General features: G+C 52.1%; 19 protein-coding genes. 10 read left to right on the top strand and 9 right to left on the bottom strand.

Annotated features, from left to right (window positions below; translation table 11 throughout):
* The 5 genes from BN3772_RS31035 to BN3772_RS12370 all read left to right on the top strand — a co-directional run.
* The coding region (locus BN3772_RS31035; protein WP_042199753.1) for a hypothetical protein at positions 1-207 on the top strand (207 nt) is incomplete at its 5' end.
* A gap of 364 nt (positions 208-571) precedes the next feature.
* Positions 572-1108, top strand: coding sequence for a hypothetical protein (locus tag BN3772_RS12355; RefSeq protein WP_042199754.1), 537 nt, complete (start codon positions 572-574; stop codon positions 1106-1108).
* A 21-nt stretch (positions 1109-1129) separates the two neighbouring features.
* Positions 1130-1711, top strand: coding sequence for a hypothetical protein (locus BN3772_RS12360; RefSeq protein ID WP_042199755.1), 582 nt, complete (start codon positions 1130-1132; stop codon positions 1709-1711).
* A gap of 132 nt (positions 1712-1843) precedes the next feature.
* Positions 1844-2512, top strand: a complete 669-nt coding sequence (locus tag BN3772_RS12365; protein ID WP_042199757.1) for an alpha/beta hydrolase — start codon at positions 1844-1846, stop codon at positions 2510-2512.
* Between the two features lie 163 nt (positions 2513-2675).
* Complete coding sequence (locus BN3772_RS12370) at positions 2676-4376, top strand: glycoside hydrolase family 13 protein (RefSeq protein WP_042199760.1); 1701 nt, start codon at positions 2676-2678, stop codon at positions 4374-4376.
* Between the two features lie 3 nt (positions 4377-4379).
* Here the strand turns inward: BN3772_RS12370 and BN3772_RS12375 are convergent, their stop codons facing one another.
* Positions 4380-5444 (bottom strand): M23 family metallopeptidase, encoded by a 1065-nt coding sequence (locus tag BN3772_RS12375; protein WP_042199762.1) that lies wholly within the window; start codon positions 5442-5444, stop codon positions 4380-4382.
* A 229-nt stretch (positions 5445-5673) separates the two neighbouring features.
* On the opposite strand from BN3772_RS12375, the gene BN3772_RS12380 reads away from it, so the two are divergent.
* Positions 5674-6309: a YutD family protein gene (locus BN3772_RS12380; RefSeq protein WP_086074548.1), complete on the top strand. Its 636-nt coding sequence runs from the start codon at positions 5674-5676 to the stop codon at positions 6307-6309.
* 87 nt (positions 6310-6396) lie between these two features.
* Here the strand turns inward: BN3772_RS12380 and BN3772_RS12385 are convergent, their stop codons facing one another.
* The 4 genes from BN3772_RS12385 to ylbJ form a co-directional block, all read right to left on the bottom strand.
* On the bottom strand, positions 6397-7839 hold the full coding sequence (locus BN3772_RS12385) for a S41 family peptidase (RefSeq protein ID WP_042199764.1): 1443 nt from the start codon (positions 7837-7839) through the stop codon (positions 6397-6399).
* A 72-nt stretch (positions 7840-7911) separates the two neighbouring features.
* Entirely contained in the window at positions 7912-9078 is a 1167-nt protein-coding gene (locus BN3772_RS12390; RefSeq protein ID WP_052380481.1) for a copper amine oxidase N-terminal domain-containing protein, read from the bottom strand.
* Positions 9079-9267: 189 nt separating this feature from the next.
* Positions 9268-10071, bottom strand: a complete 804-nt coding sequence (locus BN3772_RS12395) for an NAD kinase (RefSeq protein WP_042180495.1) — start codon at positions 10069-10071, stop codon at positions 9268-9270.
* Positions 10072-10206: 135 nt separating this feature from the next.
* Entirely contained in the window at positions 10207-11463 is a 1257-nt protein-coding gene (gene ylbJ / locus BN3772_RS12400) for a sporulation integral membrane protein YlbJ (protein ID WP_042199766.1), read from the bottom strand.
* A gap of 361 nt (positions 11464-11824) precedes the next feature.
* Between ylbJ and BN3772_RS12405 the strand changes: the two genes are divergently transcribed.
* Positions 11825-12208 (top strand): globin domain-containing protein, encoded by a 384-nt coding sequence (locus tag BN3772_RS12405; protein WP_042199768.1) that lies wholly within the window; start codon positions 11825-11827, stop codon positions 12206-12208.
* Between the two features lie 31 nt (positions 12209-12239).
* Positions 12240-12950, top strand: coding sequence for a DUF2225 domain-containing protein (locus BN3772_RS12410; protein WP_042199769.1), 711 nt, complete (start codon positions 12240-12242; stop codon positions 12948-12950).
* Positions 12951-13027: 77 nt separating this feature from the next.
* On the opposite strand, the gene BN3772_RS12415 is transcribed toward BN3772_RS12410, so the two are convergent.
* Positions 13028-13258, bottom strand: a complete 231-nt coding sequence (locus BN3772_RS12415; protein ID WP_042199770.1) for a hypothetical protein — start codon at positions 13256-13258, stop codon at positions 13028-13030.
* Positions 13255-13434 (bottom strand): YycC family protein, encoded by a 180-nt coding sequence (locus BN3772_RS12420; RefSeq protein ID WP_042180479.1) that lies wholly within the window; start codon positions 13432-13434, stop codon positions 13255-13257. The genes BN3772_RS12415 and BN3772_RS12420 overlap by 4 nt, the downstream gene beginning before the upstream one ends.
* A 138-nt stretch (positions 13435-13572) precedes the next feature.
* Between BN3772_RS12420 and BN3772_RS12425 the strand changes: the two genes are divergently transcribed.
* Both BN3772_RS12425 and BN3772_RS12430 read left to right on the top strand, forming a co-directional pair.
* Entirely contained in the window at positions 13573-15372 is a 1800-nt protein-coding gene (locus BN3772_RS12425) for a M3 family oligoendopeptidase (RefSeq protein ID WP_042199771.1), read from the top strand.
* A gap of 493 nt (positions 15373-15865) precedes the next feature.
* Positions 15866-16282, top strand: a complete 417-nt coding sequence (locus tag BN3772_RS12430) for a hypothetical protein (RefSeq protein WP_042199773.1) — start codon at positions 15866-15868, stop codon at positions 16280-16282.
* Between the two features lie 123 nt (positions 16283-16405).
* On the opposite strand, the gene BN3772_RS12435 is transcribed toward BN3772_RS12430, so the two are convergent.
* Both BN3772_RS12435 and BN3772_RS12440 read right to left on the bottom strand, forming a co-directional pair.
* Positions 16406-16639 carry an alpha/beta-type small acid-soluble spore protein gene (locus tag BN3772_RS12435; protein WP_042180472.1) on the bottom strand — a complete coding sequence of 78 codons (234 nt, stop codon included), beginning with the start codon at positions 16637-16639 and terminating at the stop codon, positions 16406-16408.
* A gap of 100 nt (positions 16640-16739) precedes the next feature.
* A complete protein-coding gene (locus BN3772_RS12440) occupies positions 16740-17714 on the bottom strand; it encodes an aldose 1-epimerase (protein ID WP_042199775.1) in 975 nt (324 codons plus the stop codon).
* Between the last annotated feature and the right edge of the window lie 233 nt (positions 17715-17947).

A 17947-nucleotide genomic window follows, 5' to 3' on the forward strand; every position in this document is an offset into this window, starting at 1 on the left:
GTTACCGTACCAGCGGAGGATAATGTACCGGCAGTGATCGTAGCGCCCAGCACGCTGGTAATCGTCCCATCCAAGAGGTTCGTTACCGTACCAGCGGAGGATAATGTACCGGCAGTGATGGTAGCGCCCAGCACGCTGGTAATCGTCCCATCCAAGAGGTTCGTTACGGTACCAGCTGGAATCGGTAGTCAGCGGCAGGTCATTTAAGGTGGACGGGTCCCGGCCGAAAATGAGCGTGCGCAGATTATCCGGGTTAGATTGAAACGAACTGTAATTTGGCACAAGGTTCACCCTTTCTTAATTGAATAGAAAAATACAGAGCCTGCTCGGGCAAAAGACCCAAACCGTCGTCTGGGTCTCGAACACAATAAGTCTCTGCGCAATGCGGTTTACGGCACAGCAAAGCCTGTACGGCTGCAAATAAGCCATTCGAATGGTGTGATATTAATATATGGCATCGTCAGGGGAATGCTTGGGCAACAGAAGCAATAAATACGCAGATTTCCAAACAACCTGCGGCTGCCGGCGGCATAAAATGAAAGTATGCTAGAAAGAGAGGAGAGGCGGAAGAATGCCGAATGATGCTGTTTTTAACCAGAGCGGCCAGCCGTTATTTACGGAACAGGTCAATACCTATATTGCTCCGGCGATCGATTCTTCTCCGGAATCCGATGCGGCCATATCCGGCCTGCTGTTCGCCATTCCTTTTACTTCCACAGTAACAACAGCTGCACCGCTGGTGATTCAGCTGTTTAATCCCGTGGGCAGCGGGCGCACGGCTTATATATCACGCGTAACGGCAAGCTCGGCTACGGCTGCGGTAACGCTGTCTCTGCTGCGCAATGCAACAGTAACGGGCGCAACCGGGACACCGGTTAATTTTAATTTTGGCAGCAGTGTAACAAGTGTGATGACGGCCCGTACCTCAACCGCTGCGCCGACCGGAACACCGGCCACTTTGGCCTCGCTGCTGCTGGCAGCAGGTCCGGTCCTTGTCGATTTCAACGGACGGATTGTCGTCCCGCCCGGCAGCTCCCTGACGGTCTCCATCACTATTGCCTCGGGAAGCACAGCTGCAACCGGCTCCATCAACTGGTGGGAATATTAAAGATGGAAGGGGGGTTTACCAGTGCCTAATCACTATGTATTCAACGACAATGATCAGCCGCTGTTTGTGGAAATGACCAATACCTTCCGGTCACCGGATATTACGGCTCCTCCTGAGCTGGGTGCAGCAGAAAGCGCGGTCCTGTACTCAGCCAATGCTTCCGCCAGCGCTACCGTTGTCCTCAGCCTGATCTCAGCTGTTATCTCTGTGCGGATTAACAATCCGGCTGGCAGCGGCAGAACAGTGTTTATCTCCCGTATTACCGGCAGCATCGGAGGGTCCTCCCTGCTGTCCGCCATGTCCGGGGCATTTACAATCATAAGAGGAGGGACGTTAAGCTCTCCGGCAGCTCTGCCGGCGGTTAACAATAATCTGGCCAGTTCAGCGGTCAGCAGCCAGACTGTACAGTCCGCCACGTCGGCAGTCAGCGGAGGAACGGTGCTGAACAGCTATCAGCTGGCGCCGGGCAGCTTCAGCCAATCCTTTACCGGCAGCATCGTATTGCCTCCCGGCAGCTCCCTGTGTGCCAACGTAACCTCCTCCAGCTCTGCGATCGGCTTGGTTATTACATCTGCACTGAGCCTGACATGGTGGGAGCGCTGATCCGATGCCCAGCGTGAATGTATATCTTTTAGCCTTGACGATAAAAGCGTTGAGGCTTATTTTGCATGTATTGGATAAAATATAGTTAAGGGTGGTATATACTGTATATTTGCTTAAGAAAAGAGGTCAGATATGGACAGCTGTTTATTCATTCACGGATTTACCGGCGGCGAACACGAGATATCCCCGTTGTCACAATATATGGAGCAGCATCACTACCGTTCCCGGACCTTTACGCTTGCAGGCCATGGCGGGGGCAGGCGGGAGCTCCGGCAGTCGGATCGGTTCGGCTGGGTGCAGAGTGCCGAGCATGAGCTGAACAAGCTGCTGGAGGAGCAGGAGGCGGTGCATCTGATCGGATTTTCTACCGGCGCACTGATTGCATCCCGCTTATCTGTGCAGTACCGGCAGGCTGTCAAGTCGCTTACCCTGCTGTCAGCACCCGTCTTTCCGCTCAATCCGCTGGAGATTGTAAGAACACTGGGCAGTCCGGCCATGCTCAGAAATTACTTCAGCAAATTCGGCTCTACACCGCCCAAAGCCACCCGGCAATTCCGGCGCCTTGTCCGTGAGAGCTTTGACATTTATCCGCAGATTACAGCTCCAACCCTGATTGTTCAGGGAACAAGGGACCACCTCGTAAAGACCAAAAGCGCAGGATTTCTGGAGCGGACAATTCCATCCGGGCAAAAGCAGGTGCTGATGGTAGAAAAAAGCGGTCATATGCTCTGCCATTGCGATGACCATGCACGGGTAATGAAGGAGGTTCTGCATTTCATCAGACAGGCAGAAACTTTATGAGCCTGCGGCTAAAGAGAATTGACAACGTATACAGCAGATGGTAATTTCAAATTAGAGAAACCGGTTTCCCTGATTTAATTACTTATAATGAGCCGCGTACAGCAACGGAATTACATCCGCTTGGGAACCGGGACGATTTTACCTAATGAGGAGACTGTAAAATATGCCGACACGCTGGTTCTTCCATCATACTGCCGATGACCCGTTTGCCTTTCCCGCCGGACAAGGGGCGCTGAAGCTGCGCTTGTTCGTACCTGCCGGCCTGCAGCTGTCCTGCACCGTTATCCATTCCGACCGTTATGATTCACCCGGAAGAGAGCAGCCGCTCGCGATGGAGCGGATTGGTTCAGCAGGAGCTTACGAGATTCATGAAGCGGTAATTCTGACCCCAACCGGAAGATGCCGTTATGTTTTCTATGCGTCCAATCCGGAGGGGGATTATGCATGGTACGGAGAGAGAGGAACGGCCGGGAACCGCGAGCAGGCAGGGGCTTTTCAATATGCCTATGTGCACCGGCCTGAAGCACTGGAGGTGCCGGAATGGAGCAGCGGAGCCATTGTATACCAGATTTTTCCGAGCAGCTATAATCAGGGAACCCTGCAGGGAATTACGGACAGAATACCGTACCTTCATGAGCTGGGTGTAACAGCCGTCTATATGACGCCGATCTTTGAATCCCCGTCCGGGCATAAGTACAATACTTCCGATTATTACAAGATTGACCCCGGTTTTGGAACCGCTGAGGACTTAAAAAAGCTGGTGGATGAAGCTCACAGGCACGGTATCCGCGTTCTTTTGGATGCGGTATTCAATCATTCAGGGGATACATTTTTTGCGTTCAGGGATGTGCTGGAGCAAGGGGAGGAGTCACCGTATAAGGACTGGTTTTTCATCCGCTCCTATCCGGTCAGCCAGCACCCTGAACCGGGCTATGAAACCTTTGCCAAAGCAGAAGTACATATGCCTAAGCTGAATATGAATAATCCAGAGACTGCAGACTATATGCTTGCCGTTGCCAGGCACTGGGTGCGTGAGGCGGGAATTGACGGCTGGCGGCTGGATGTGGCAAATGAGGTGAACCCCGGGTTCTGGACCCGTCTGCGCCGCGAGCTGAAGGCGGAGTTTCCCGAGCTGCTGCTGATCGGTGAAATTATGCATGCTTCAGGTCAGTGGCTGAGGGGCGACCAATTCGATGGCGGAATGAATTATGTACTGCGGGAGGCGGTGCTGGAGTTCTTTGCGCTGCAGTCGGCAGGACCGGCCCGTTTTATGGAACAGCTGCTGCATATAGAGGCGCTGTACAACGATCAAGCCAATTCGGCTATGTTCCAGCTGCTGGGCAGTCATGATACCGAACGTTTTTTGACTGCCTGCAAGGAGAACGGGCGCGGCTGGGACAGGCAGGGAACAGCGCTGGCCCGGATGAAGCTGGCTGTATTGTTCCAGATGACTTATATCGGCATCCCGATGATCTACTATGGCGATGAGGTTGGCATGGAGGGAGCCACAGATCCGCATTGCCGCAAGCCGATGGTGTGGCAGGCTGAGGATCAGAACATAGAGCTGTATGAGTGGTACAGAAAGCTGATAGCCTTGAGAAAACAGTATATCATTCTGCAAAAGGGCGCATTCCGTCCCTGGTTTACCGATGAACCGCGCAGTGTTATGGGGTATATGCGCCGCTGGGAACAGGATAAGATCGCTGTGCTGATTAACAATTCACCCAATACCTATCAGCTTGAGCTGAGCAGTGTCCGCACAGATAAAAAGGTGCTGACCGAGCTGCTCAGCGGACTGACCATCCGCAATAGCGGCAAAATACTGGTAGAGCTGGAGCCGTTCGGCTGTATGCTGTTGTACTGACGGCTATTTGCTTTTCTTGTTCTTCCGGGCGCGGTACTCCTGATTCTCCCACTGCTTCAGCAGCGGATACGGGTCAAAGGCCCATTCCGTAATCCCGCGGTCACGGTAGATACCGTAGTGCAGATGCGGCGGGAACTTGCCCTGGGTTCCAGGACTTCCGTAGCCGGAGCTGCCGACCCAGCCGACGATTTGACCCGGGGTTACAATATCCCCGCGGGCTACGGATTTATCGTACCCTGATAAATGGGCGTAATAATGGTAACGGTTCTCGATGTCACGGATGCCGATCCGCCAGCCGCCGTAGCGGTTCCAGCCCTTGGTCTCGACAATCCCGAAGCAGGTGCTGCGTACAGGCATGCCGTGGGGTGCAAAAAGATCGGTTCCTTCATGAATACGCGCGCCTCCCCAGCTCCGGCCCGTCCCCCAGGTGCTGCGGTAGGCATAGGAGTTGCCGATGGGCAGCGGAAAAGCGCTGCCGGACAGGTCAAGCCGTCCGAAATGCTCATATAGCTTGGCGAACTGGCCAACACGCTGCGCAGCGCGGCCATTATGGTAATATTCCCAGACGCCGATGCTGAAATCACTGGCAGAGTTCCCGTATCTAAGCAGATGTCTGGCCATGCTGTAGAGCAGATCGGCATCGTTGGCCGGATCGGCCTTGCCGTCCCCGGAGCCGTCATAGCCGATTCCGCCGAAGAAGGAGATTGATTCCGGAGAAGTGTCTCCCTGATCCGGGTTAAGCGGACCGGCCCATAGCGGGGCCGGAATGCTGATGCCGGTAATTCGCGGGGAGTCCGGGGCTTCGCTAGCGGACTTTTTTTTGGCGATGGTCCGCTCATATTGATCAATGGCGGCGAAGCGGAACCAGGGAATCCCGGTTGCTGCGCTCATCTGTTCATATAATTCCTTCCGCGCAGCAAGCAGGTCCGTTTTATCCACGGCAGAGTAGCCGGCGGACATCACTGCCGGGGCAGAGGCAGCTGCCTGGCCCGCACTGCACAGCATGAGGGCTGCGGTGAGGCACAGTACGGTTTTTCGGGTCGCTTTTCTTTTGCGCTGGGCCAGCATGATAACTACCTCCTATAAAAACCGGCTTAAAAAACTGCCGGATGCTTTTTATTATAGATTGAGGCAAACGGCTTCATTTTATCCGCATCTGTCTAAAGGTACCAGTAAGCCGGGGCGAATGCTGTGCAGACAAATTTCACAAAAACAGGCAATCCCCCATTGCACATGCTATAATATGAGGCAACGGCTACGTTGAAACTTTTACAGTTGAAAGGCAGGCGACACGCGCTTGATCGTTATAGGTGGAAAAGGCTACGAGCTGATGCTCGATCATAAAGACGGCTGGAACCCGGAGGCATTCCGCGGGCGGTACAGCGAGGTGCTGGAGCGTTATGATTTTATTATTGGTGACTGGGGATACAGCCAGCTGCGGCTGAAGGGCTTTTTCCGGGATAACCATCCCAAGGTGAACCGTGATACGGCGATTTCCGGCATGGTTGATTATATTAATGAATACTGCAACTTCGGCTGCGCGTATTTTGTGCTGCATAAATTGAAAGAAACGCCTAAAGAAGGGGAATACAAGGACATTCTGATCAAAGAGGTTTCTGAACCGGCAGCGGCTGATGAAACGAAGCCGGAGCAGACGGAAGCTGCGGCACCTGTCAGAGTACACCGTGAAGCTCCCAACAGATCTGAAGGCCGCAACAAGGACGGGGGCCCGAACAAGGAAAGGCCTGTCCGTGAGCATCAGAGCCGGAATCACCGGAACAAGGATGCTCAAGGCAAGAAGCATCACAAGGAATCCCCGAACAGACAGCACAACCAGAAACAGAACCAGAACCAGAATCAGAACCAGAATCAGAACCAGAATCAGAACCAGAATAACAATAACAACCAGCAGCCAAATAATCCTGCGAATTAATCTGACTGGAAATGAACAGTCAGACCAAAGAGCATCCCGGCAACCATTTATGATGGCTGCCGGGATGCTCTTTTTGTATAACTGATATTATTTTACAGATAATTTCAGCTGATTGGCTGCAGCATTGTAGCTCCAGGTAAGTGCAGGGAATTTCTTCGCGAATGCACTGACATCAATCAGAGTCTCATCATTTTTGGATACGGCTTCTTTGGAGGCCAATGTGAACCCGAAGGCTTTGCCGGCACCGTTCGTAAATACCGCCTTCTTATTCTTGGAGTCCCAAGTAATATCACATTCTACCAGTGCAGCCAGTATTCGGGCCGATGCATATACTTTGTTATCCTGCTTCAGCAGGCCGATATTTCCGGCAAAGGCATGGCCGTTGACGTCCAGGATATGGTTGTCGCCCGCCAGCGTGATCGTAGTCAACCCGGCAATCCGCAGTGCGGCTACCAGCTGTGCCGTTTTGCCTTGAACCTCGATATCCGGAGCAAGCCCGACATGGTTGAAGTCTTCTTTGTTCGGAGTCAGGTACTTCATTGTAGTCAGCTTCAGCATATCTCCGTTCGATACGGGAAGCAGGCTCTGGATCCGGGCTTTTCCGTAAGAGCGGGTGCCGACAATGGTAGCCAGCTTGTTGTCACGCAAAGCACCGGTCAGCGCTTCGGAAGCACTGGCTGTATACTCATTAGTAAGAATGACGACCGGAACCCCGATCTTGCTGCCGTTTGTAATGGTTTCAGGCACCAGCCGGCCGTCCTGACCGGCAGTATACATCATAATGCCGGAATCCATAAACATGGAAGCGATATTGTACGCAGAATCCATATAGCCGCCGGTATTGTCACGCAGGTCAAGAACCAGTGATTTCATGCCTGCTGCACGCATATTTCCGAGGACCTTGGCGAATTCTTCATCAGCAGTCTGGCTGAATCCTGTAATCGCGATATAGGCTGTATTACTGCCGATGATTTGGCCGGTCACGGATGCAGTGGAAATGGCATTGCGCGTTACAGCGATGGTTTTGCTGGCTCCGTTCCGGCTGATCAGCAGCGTAACCTTCGTTCCGGCGGCTCCGGCAAGCTCCTCGCCTGAGGTATCGCTAATCGCAACCCCGTTGATTTTGAGAATGGTATCACCGCGCTTCAGTCCTGCCTGTTCAGCTGGTGAGCCTGGCATAACCTCTTCGATATACAGCTCTTTGGAGGTATAGATATACATCAGCCTGATGCCGATGCCGACATATTCCAGATCTACCTGATGCTCGAATTCAGCCGCTTCCTCCTGATCAAAATAGACGCTGTAAGGGTCATCCAGTGTGTTAACCATCCCGTCAATGGCCCCGCGGATCAGTGCGTCCCGGTCAACCCCTTCAACATTATAGCTTTCCAGATACTTCATGATTTCGTTGATCAGATCGGTATTGGAGGTGGCTTGAGCAGTATCCGCTGCCAGAGCTGCCGGTGAGAACATAAGGGATAAAGCCAGACAGCCGCTTACAACAGCAGAGATCAATTTTGCCGGTTTCATATAAATAGATACACCCTTTAAATGGATTTGTAGTTGCAATGAAACAACTAATAATTACGGGAGTTATTCAGGTTAGTCAAGATAGTAGAAATCATCGATCATCCAAGTGCCTGTTTGTGTCTGATAGAAGATGAACAGCATCGGCTGCTCTACATTTTCCCCGGTTTCAGCATCCTTGACGGTCGTTTCCGCATAGACAGCTGCCTCACCGTTGGCATAATAGAAGACATTGGACTGATTCAGGGCATAGCTCAGGTCGTACTCGCTGAAGAATTCCTGCAGGGATGTCCGGCTTTCCGCATCATAATCTTCACCGTAGGAGTACATCTGGGCGAGTGTTGCATCAACGTTCTTAGCAGTCATGGCCAGGAAGTATTTAGAAAGATTATCCTTAATAATGTCAGCCTGTCCCTGAGGAGCCCCTGCACTCTTCATGCCCTGCTCTTTAGTCAGCAGCACGGTTCTGTCCTCATTGGTAATTTCGGAAATTTTCCATGTACCGTTTACGCGCACAAGACTGTACAGATACTCGCTCCGCTCGTCTGGAAGATAATATCCGCCGGTCCGGATTTCTTTTTCAACAGTGTAGGCAGTTGCTTCGTTACCCTGAATGCTGAGAACCTTTAGCTCTTCAATGGTTGTCTTGATATCATAGTTCTGGAAAAAATTATTGAGCGAGCTGATCTGGTCACTGAAGCTGTCTGCATCATCAATAAGAGAGTAGTAGCTGATGGTCTTCTCCTCATTGTAATACTGGACAGCCTGCCTGATCAGTGCCGTGATGGCCTGCTCATCAGTTGCTGCTGTGGATGCTGCAGTGGTGATCTTCACGCTTCTGCCGGAAGCGTCCCAGACCGCTGTACCTCCGGTAGCTTCAGCTACAAAACGCAGCGGAATGTAAGTTGTCCCGTTGCTGGATACAGGGGCAACCGTGAGCTTTTTGACCGTACCGTTGACTGTAGCGAGCTTGCTGCCGATCTTCAGGGAAATGGTAAGGCTGGAGCTGGTGCCGGTCACTGTCCCGGTTGAAGCATCCCAGAGCACCTGCATGCCAAGCTTCTCAAATACCACCCGGAAAGGAACAAGCACGGAGTTGTTATCCAGATAAGGCGTACCGGCGGGGAAGGTGAGATTAGTGCCGTTTACATAGACAGAAATAGGCTTTTCAGCCGCAAAAGCAGGGACCGAAAGAGCGAGCGCCAGCAGGCTGGTCCCGATAATAGCTGTACATTTTTTCAACAAAATTTCTCCCCTTTATGAGTTAACAAACTCTATGTAAAATAGGTTCATTATACCATCCAATTTTTCTCTCTGTCTATCAGTTCATGTCAGTAATAATAGAAAAGTTTGTAAAAATTCCTGCACATAAAAAAACCGGGACTGCTGTTGTTTCCCGGTTGAACTGCATCTTGCTGGAAATCAGATGCTCTAGATGAGAAAAGCTTCACGGACGCGGTTCCAGAAAGGGAAGGGCCGGTATCTGGCGAAGCTGATTTTTTTGTCTGACACCTGGCAGCGGACCGAGATCAGATCATCCACGGGGATGTTGATATGGTCGACTGTCAGCAGAAGGCGCTGCTCCTTGCGTGAATAAATATCGCAGTGATGGTGCTTGGGCAGCAGAAGCGGCGAGCCCATCGTGCGGAACACCCTGTTGTTGATGGAGGCTATCTCGGCGATCTGCATCGCATCAATTGTAGGGTGCATCATGGCGCCGCCAAGACTTTTGTTATATGCGGTGCTGCCTGACGGGGTAGAGACACACAATCCGTCGCCGCGGAACATTTCAAAGTTGTTGTCATTGATATCCACCTGGATAACGACTGTCCCGTCAACGCCTTTGAGGGTAAATTCATTCAGCGCAATATGGGAGGTGCTTCCGGATTTCTTATGGATCTCCAGCTCAAGCAGCGGATAGCGCACAATACGCGACTTGTGGGGGGGCAGATCCGTAGTCCCGCACATGTGGTCAATCAGAGAAGGCAGCTCCTCTGCCTGCCAGTCGGCATAAAAGCCCAGATGCCCGGTGTGAACACCGACAAAGGCAAGATTGGGAATCTGGTCAATGAAGGTATGAAAAGCATGCAGCATGGTTCCGTCCCCGCCAATCGAAATGACAATTTCCGGGGATTCCGCATCCAGTACCAGGCCCCGCTCCGCCGCCAGCTTGTGAAATTGCTCCGCAAGTTTGATGGACAATTCGTCTCCGCGGTCCAGAACATAATATCTCAAGATGTACAGGCTCCTTTGTATGTTTCAGTCATACAACGATCATAATCAATCTTGAACTGGAACACAATATAAGGGCCTGCAAAGAATCACAGCCGGCAGCGCATAAAGGGCAAAAGCTAAGCACAGCCCGGAGGCTCAAGACTGCCGCAGCCGCCGGGTAAGCTGCTTGAGCAGCCAGATCAGGAGCGACAGCAGGAGTGCCGCTCCCAGCAGTAAACCCAGCAGGGCCAGGCTGGCTGCAAAGGCTGAGCCCGTTGATGCGGTGAATCCGGACGCTGCAGGCAGCGCGCTGAAGCCTGCAGACAAGCCTGAGCCGGCAACAGGCTTCCAGAGCAGCAGCAGCAGGATTGCCGACAGCAGGCCGTGTACCAGCCTGGCTGCCATGAAAGGCAGATAACGCAGGCCGGTTCCGTTCAGGATACTGGCCACCTGGGCATGCACGGACAGCCCTCCCCAGGAGAGGATAAAGGCCGCCGCTGCAGCCTTGAACTGCAGGGGAATGGCTGCTGCTGCTTCTCCAGCCGAACGGGCGCCGATGGTTACCTCAAAGAAGCCGCTGGCCAGTGCTGCTGACAGCTGCTGCGGAAAGCCGGCCAGAGACAGCACACTGCCAAGTACGCTGAACAATGCCGTCATAATGCCTGCACGGGTGAGCAGCTCCATCAGCACGTTGAAGAATACAACCAGCCCGCCCACGACGATAATAAGCTGCAGGGAGGACTGGATTGCGCTTTTGAGCAGCTCTCCGAAGCTCCGCCCGTCCCTGCGGCGGGCTTCGGCCATGGAGCTGAGCGCCAGGCGGATCCGGCCTTCAGGCTGTGAAGGCGCAGCCTGGGATAATACTGCTTCCGGCGCCTGCGGGTCAGTATACTTGTCCCCTCTTCCGTGAAAGGACATCAGCAGGCCTACGATCAGGCCTCCGCCATAATGCGCGAGTGCCAGCACCAGCCCAAGGGAGGCATCGTGAAAAAAGCCGACGGACACAGCACCCAGCAGAAAAATCGGGTCTGAGGAGGTTGTAAATGCAACGAGGCGCTCCCCCTCTGCCCGGCTGACCAGCTGCTGCTCGCGCAGCTTGGCGGTGAGCTTGGCGCCGACAGGATACCCGGACACATAGCCCATTGCCGCCACAAAGCCGCCGCTGCCGGGTATATTGAACAGCGGACGCATCAGAGGGTCAAGCAGCGCACCGAACAGATGAACCACACCGAAGCCCAGCAGCAATTCAGAAATAACAAAGAAGGGAAACAAGGAGGGAAAGAGCACGTCCCACCAGATCGCCAGCCCGCGCAGGGCTGCAGCAAGTGTGCTGGCCGGGTACACCAGCATCAGTACCATGCAGCAGGCCAGAAGAAGGCCCAGCAGCGGACTGCCAAGCTTTTTCAGAGTCATCAGCAACGCCTCCCGGTCTATGTTTAGATGTATGCCGGAAGCAGGACAAACAGCACAAAAAAAACAGGAAAGCGGTTGCATAAATCTGTGTTTTTCAGGCTCCGTTATGGTATTATAAAAAAGAATACACGCACAGCTTTATAATATTTATAATCAGGGATGGAGTGATGGTGATGAGTGTAGTTGCCGGGGTTCTGGTTTGTGCTTTTGTGTATGTAATCCGGGTCTCGCTCGTCCCTCCAGGTGATGAGGAGTTCAGGACCTACTAAATAATTTACAGGGCGCTAAACTTAGTTTAGCGCTCTTTTTTTGTTATAATAGAAAGGCCGTACATTAATAAGGAAGAAAGCTGGTAACCTCCATGAATCCAAACCAAAGCCTGTATGACAATCTGGGGGGCGCTGAGGGGCTTCACCGGCTGGTGGAAGTGTTCTATTCCAAGGTGCAGCTTCATCCGCAGCTGAGCCCGTTGTTCCCTGAAGATATTACTCCTGTTCTGGAGAAGCAGTATCAATTTCTCAGCCAGTTTTTTGGCGGTCCCGCCCTTTTTTCACAGGAGCACGGGCATCCGATGATGCGGGCCAGGCATATGCACATCCCGATTACGCCGGAGCGTGCGGAGGAATGGCTGGACTGCATGAAACAAGCATTGGAAGAGACGGGGGTCGCTGAGCCGCTCCGGTCCGTTGTACTGAGCAGGCTGTCCGGTCCTGCGCACCATTTTGTCAATATGCCCCAGGAATAAAGAGCCGATGATGGTGAAAGGATGAGGGCATTTGTCAGATTTGATCCCTTTGTATTCGATAAAGGTTATTTGCATTAATTGTGAACATGAGTTTTCCACATCACGGGTTCGTCCCAGCCTGAAACGGGCTATACGCCGTGACGCAGATTTCTGCTCCTACTACAAAAATGAGAATCCGGATTATTATGTGGTCCGCGTCTGCCCGAACTGCGGTTTTGCCTCTACTGAGAATTCGGCTGACAAGCTGGCCGACTGGCAGCGTAAGGTATTTAACGAGCAGGTTGGAAGCCGGTGGAAGTCCCGTGATTTCGGCGGCAAACGCAGCTGGGACACCGCTCTGGAAACGTACAAGCTTGCGCTGATCTGTGCGCAGTGCATTAAGGATAAGCCTCGGATTATCGCCAGCAATCTGCACCATATTGCCTGGCTGTACCGTTACAAGGGTGAGACAGAGCAGGAGCAGCGGTTCCTGCGCTATTCACTGGATGAATATGTCCGGGTATTTGAAAGTGACGGGATCGGCGGCAGCGATGCCCGCCTGATGTTTCTGATCGGCGAGCTGCACCGCCGGCTGGGAGAATATGCGAATGCGGTCAGGTGGTTCTCCCGGCTGATTAATGATCAGAGGATTATGGATGCCGCAATGATCCGGGCAGCCCGCGAGCAGTGGACACTGCTGCGTGAGCAGATGCGCGGTGAAGATACAGATCCGGACGGTGTGCCCTCCGATTATAGTCTGTAGCGCTTGTTAGCAGCCGAGTATTCAACAAAAAAAGCGCAGACAAGGGGAACCCCCTTATATGCGCTTTATATGTCTGCTCAGCGGACAGCACGGTCAAACAGCAGATAATCGGCGTCATTATCGGTAACTGTCGGACTTGTGCTGCAGCAGGGAAATACCAGCAGCCTTTTTTTGCCGTCACGGATGAGCTGCAGTTCCTTCGGCTTCAGCGGTAACAGGACGTTCTCTTTGGAGCAGAACGGACAACTCTGTACATACAGGTCACCGTAGATGATGTCATAAGGCCAGGTATGGCTGAACGGAATCATTGGTTTTCCTTCTCAGGCGGAGCTTCTGTTCCGGCGTCTGTACTCTGCTTCTTGGACAGCTCGGCAATTTTCTGCAGCAAAATATGTTGAGGCATATGCATCAGGTGTTCCAGCGGAACGCCTAGCTGTTTGGATAGGGTAATGGCCGTTTCCGGCGAAATCTGCAGCGGCTTCATGTTGCAGCCCTCCTTATGGATTGTGGTCATTTAATGTGCGGGAGCATTGCTGCAAGCGCACTTTTCGTATTCACTGTACCATGGCATACAGCCAAATAACAAGAAAACTAAATATGAGCAAAGGAATGGTGGACAGCTATGAAACAACCTATCTCATTGACCTGGAATTTAGATTCGATTTTCCCCGGAGGGTCCTCCTCCTCAGCGTTCGGGGAGTTTCTGAATAAGCTTGAAGAGGATATTGCCGTCCTGCGGGAAAAGGTTAACAGTGCTGCTTTTCCGGTGAGCGCATACGATACAGCTGCACTTGATGATGTAATCGGGCTGCTGCAGAGCTGCTTAAGCCGCCTGACACAGGCTTCGGAGTTTGCCGGATGTCTTGGTGCACAGAATCAGCAGGACAAAGGAGCTGTACGCCTCTCAGCCAAAGTAACCGGACTGCGTGCCGGATTTGAAGGCGTCAGCTCACAGTTTGACAACTTACTGCGCCAGACCTCAGATGAAGTATGGGCACAGTGGATGTCCCGTCCTGAAATCGCACCGCTCTCCTTTGTCCTGAGTGAACGCCGGGACCAGGCACGCGAGAAGATGAGCCCTGAGCTGGAAAGCCTTGCCCTGGAGCTGGCTGTTGACGGATACCACGGCTGGAGTGAGCATTACGAGACTATTGTAGGCAAAGTGGAGATTCCTTTTGAAGATGAAGAAGGAGTCAAGCTGCTGTCTGTCGGTCAAGCCTTCAACAAGCTGAGCGATGATGATGCAGGTGTCCGTGAAACCATGTTCCGCAAGTGGGAAGAAGCCTGGACAGCGGCGGAGGATTACAGCGCAGATACCCTTAATCATCTGGCGGGGTTCCGTCTTAAGCTGTACAAGGGACGGGGCTGGGACGATGTGCTTAAGGAGCCGCTGGCCATCAACCGCATGTCGCAGGCAACCCTGGATATGATGTGGAAGGTCATTACAGAAAGTAAGCCGGCGCTTGTCTCTTACCTGCAGCGCAAAGCCAAGGTTCTCGGCAAGGATTCACTGTCCTGGGTTGATGTCGAAGCTCCGGTCGGCAAATCCTCCGGCAAAATTCCTTACGAAACCGCAGCAAAAGACATTGTGACGCAATTCCGCAAATTCAGTCCTAAGCTGGCGGATTTTGCCGAGCAGGCTTTCGACAATGACTGGATTGAGGTCGAAGACCGTCCGGCCAAGCGTCCGGGCGGATTCTGCGTATCGTTTCCGGAGAGCAAGGAGTCGCGTATCTTTATGACCTATAGCGGGACGCCTGTGAATGTATCGACACTGGCACATGAGCTGGGTCATGCCTATCACTCCTTCCTGCTCGATGACCAGCCTTTCTTCAACCAGAACTATGCTATGAACGTAGCCGAGACAGCCTCGACCTTTGCTGAGGTTATCGTTGCCGATGCCCAGGTAAAAGCGTCCGCCGATGCCGATGAGAAGCTGGCGCTGCTTGAAGCGAAAATTCAGAACAGCGTAGCCTTCTTTATGAATATCCATGCCCGTTTCCTGTTCGAGACCCGCTTCTATGAGAAGCGCAAGGACGGTCTCGTCAATGCTGATGAGTTATCGGCGCTGATGGAGGAAGCGCAGAAAGAGGCTTTCTGCGGCGTGCTGTCGGAATATCACCCGCATTTCTGGGCTTCCAAGCTGCACTTCTATATTTCTGATGTTCCGTTTTATAACTTCCCGTACACTGTAGGCTATATGTTTAGTACAGGTCTGTACCGGCTGGCCCTGCAGGAAGGACCGTCCTTTGCAGATAAATATGACAGCCTGCTGCGTGATACCGGCATCATGACGCTGGAAGAGCTGGTGATGAGACATCTTGGAGTCGATCTCACAAAGCCTGATTTCTGGCAGGGCGCAGTAGAGCTGATTGCCCAGGACATTAACGAATTCCTGCAGATGACTGAGCAATACGCTTAAATGTTTGTCAAAAATAGGACAAATCATATTATTGCAGGATAAAATGAATATCTAAGTTACGTGTGAATGCGCAAAAGCCCCTGTTAAGGGGCTTTTTTTAAATTGAATTATTGTCGAATGGGGTCGTATTTGATGAAAATTTACAAAATTAATGCTGTGAACTGCGCATACATAGGGATATTCACCCAATTATGTTGAATAATGTTGAAGCGCCGAAAACTGTGTCCTATAATGTGCCTAAAGCCTTATATAAGGCCTGGTAGGTAGGTAACAGTTTTAAGGACGTTATTTCGTAATTAACAAATCAACGGAGCCGGGATTTAAGTTTATGCAGTGTGTTTTGTCGAATCATATCGGAAAGGTCGATGAAGCAAGTTTTGCCGAAGAATATTCAAAGAAGCTATGCTAACAAAACTAAGCATATGCTTACGAAGCAAGTTTTGCGGAGAATATTCAAAGAAGCTATGCTAACAAAACTTTTAGGAGGAACAATATGCTACGCACGGAACAGCTATCGCTGGCAAGGCAGGTGGATTTAGTGTTTAAGGAGCTGCAGGAGGAATTGTCCGGGTTAAGCTCCGGTACGGTATTTATACAGATCAGAAATAATGTTATCGGCAAGTTCGGTATCCGCCATAATCCCTTGTCCGGACGCAGCGGTGCCTTTAGTGAAGCGGAAGAGGAGGGGTTGACTTCTGCACAGCAGTCTTCATTCCGGCTTATGGCACTGGAGAGCCTGAAGTATAAGCGCCGCTGGACGCATGGTGAGATCAGCTATGAATTCGCCGTCCGTAAAGGGATGGTAATGGTTGATGCCATTCTGGAGTCTAACTACAACATGGCGAACCTGATGATCCGTGCTCCGCGCGGGCCGCATTCCGGCGACCTCTCAGACCAGTATTTCGGCTGAACCATACATAACTCTGATATAAGTAAAAAGCCCGCCCGCGCTTCGGCATGAAGCGCAGGCAGGCTGTAAAGCTAGTCCGTCAAGAAATGAATCCTGCCGGTTAAATCGGCTGAAAAGATGATGTTACGAACGACCGGACAGTTGTTGCTCTGCCAGTTGTACCAGACGTTTGGTGATGTAACCTCCCAAAGAACCGGTTTCGCGGGAAGTGTAGTTACCGTAGTAACCATCTTGAGGAATCGTTACACCAAGCTCTTGTGCTGCTTCATATTTCAACTGCTGCAGCGCTGCATTCGCTTGTGGAACGACCAGGTTATTAGAACGGCTTCCACGACCTTGTTGACCTGCTTGACCCATGTTTGTCACCTCCTTCGTCCGTTGTGAAGATAGTATGGGCGCGAGGAGGAGAATTCATGCACGGATTCAGAAGTTTTTAAGGCTGGGAATTATATGAAATTTAGAGCTTGGGATAGATGATTTCAAGTGTGCTCGGCAGAGACAGGCTATCACCGGGATTAAGTGCGATGATTCCTGTAAAGTCTGCATCCCGGTTAAGGTTGGGGGCATCTGGCAGCCAGGTATACGGCTCAGCGCACAGGTACTGGTCAGTCAGCCCCTTGGTGTAAATGACCCAGTGGCGGAAACGGCTCCTGTCTGCTGTATAACGGATGCCATATCCGTCTTCACGCATCAGCAGGGCTTCGGAAGGCTGATAGCCGCCGGTTCTTAGCACGGTGTCCAGATCCTTGCCTGCAAGGCCCATTCCATGATGCAGGGAGTCCAGCTCACCCAGAGGGAGCAGATTCCCGCTGGTTAGCAGCTCGTCATTCAATTCATAGATGGCTTCAGCGGGCAGGGTCAGCTTCCAGCGCTGGGGTTCACCGTCAATCATGAACCAGGTGTGGTAGCCGATCCCGAAGGGAATCGTTGTATCTCCCAGATGGGTTACCTTCAGTGTCTGCTGCAGCCTGGCGTCCTGGAGCCTGAACGTCATCTCCATGCGCAGCGGTACAGGGAACTGGGCCATCCAGCCGGGATCATCTGCAGTATTGAATTCTGTTGTAACGGCACACCCGTCCTCATCTTCTTCGATGTCACTGACGCACCAGGACTGGGTCCTGTGCAGGCCGTGGATATGGTGATTTCCTGCTGAGTTCTGCTCGAACTGATAGCTGGCGCCTCCGAAGCTGAATTGCCCCTTGCGTATGCGTCCGGGTGGGACTAACAGCGGGATGCCGAAATGGTACGGCTTCTGCATGTAATAAGCCAAGTCGCTTTCATCAGGCGTGCGCAGGATTTGCCGCTCTTCCTTGCGGTCCCATAAGGAAATAACGTTATTCCCCAGCCGCGGCAAAAGCGTGACTTCCAGTTCACGGCTATGCAGAATATAGGTATCATAACCGCCCCACTGCCCTTTGGTCACCTGTTTCATAAGAGATATGCTCCTTTAACTTAACTTGATGGCATAGAACATGGATAGCTTTATCATAACAGATTTATTCAGCAGTGGATAAGTCATTTGACAACTTCACGGTCTCGCTCTATGATGAATGCATTAAGAAATGATTACAATGTGATGACAGGGACAAGTAAGCAGAAAGTGCGCCTTCAGAAAGCCGGTGGTTGATGCGAACCGGCAGGACACTCCTGACTGAATGGACCCTT

The sequence above is a fragment of the Paenibacillus camerounensis genome (genome assembly GCF_000723885.1).
Classification (GTDB): Bacteria; Bacillota; Bacilli; order Paenibacillales; family Paenibacillaceae; genus Paenibacillus_AQ; species Paenibacillus_AQ camerounensis.

What these genes read in the sequence shown, in the direction of transcription:
- BN3772_RS12355 (WP_042199754.1), top strand. Translation starts at nt 572, where the DNA reads ATGCCGAATGATGCTGTTTTTAACCAGAGCGGCCAGCCGTTATTTACG.
- BN3772_RS12435 (WP_042180472.1), bottom strand. Translation starts at nt 16,639, where the DNA reads ATGGGTCAAGCAGGTCAACAAGGTCGTGGAAGCCGTTCTAATAACCTG.
- BN3772_RS12385 (WP_042199764.1), bottom strand. Translation starts at nt 7,839, where the DNA reads ATGAAACCGGCAAAATTGATCTCTGCTGTTGTAAGCGGCTGTCTGGCT.
- BN3772_RS12375 (WP_042199762.1), bottom strand. Translation starts at nt 5,444, where the DNA reads ATGCTGGCCCAGCGCAAAAGAAAAGCGACCCGAAAAACCGTACTGTGC.
- BN3772_RS12370 (WP_042199760.1), top strand. Translation starts at nt 2,676, where the DNA reads ATGCCGACACGCTGGTTCTTCCATCATACTGCCGATGACCCGTTTGCC.
- ylbJ (WP_042199766.1), bottom strand. Translation starts at nt 11,463, where the DNA reads ATGACTCTGAAAAAGCTTGGCAGTCCGCTGCTGGGCCTTCTTCTGGCC.
- BN3772_RS12365 (WP_042199757.1), top strand. Translation starts at nt 1,844, where the DNA reads ATGGACAGCTGTTTATTCATTCACGGATTTACCGGCGGCGAACACGAG.
- BN3772_RS12420 (WP_042180479.1), bottom strand. Translation starts at nt 13,434, where the DNA reads ATGAAGCCGCTGCAGATTTCGCCGGAAACGGCCATTACCCTATCCAAA.
- BN3772_RS12430 (WP_042199773.1), top strand. Translation starts at nt 15,866, where the DNA reads ATGCTACGCACGGAACAGCTATCGCTGGCAAGGCAGGTGGATTTAGTG.
- BN3772_RS12405 (WP_042199768.1), top strand. Translation starts at nt 11,825, where the DNA reads ATGAATCCAAACCAAAGCCTGTATGACAATCTGGGGGGCGCTGAGGGG.
- BN3772_RS12425 (WP_042199771.1), top strand. Translation starts at nt 13,573, where the DNA reads ATGAAACAACCTATCTCATTGACCTGGAATTTAGATTCGATTTTCCCC.
- BN3772_RS12415 (WP_042199770.1), bottom strand. Translation starts at nt 13,258, where the DNA reads ATGATTCCGTTCAGCCATACCTGGCCTTATGACATCATCTACGGTGAC.
- BN3772_RS12440 (WP_042199775.1), bottom strand. Translation starts at nt 17,714, where the DNA reads ATGAAACAGGTGACCAAAGGGCAGTGGGGCGGTTATGATACCTATATT.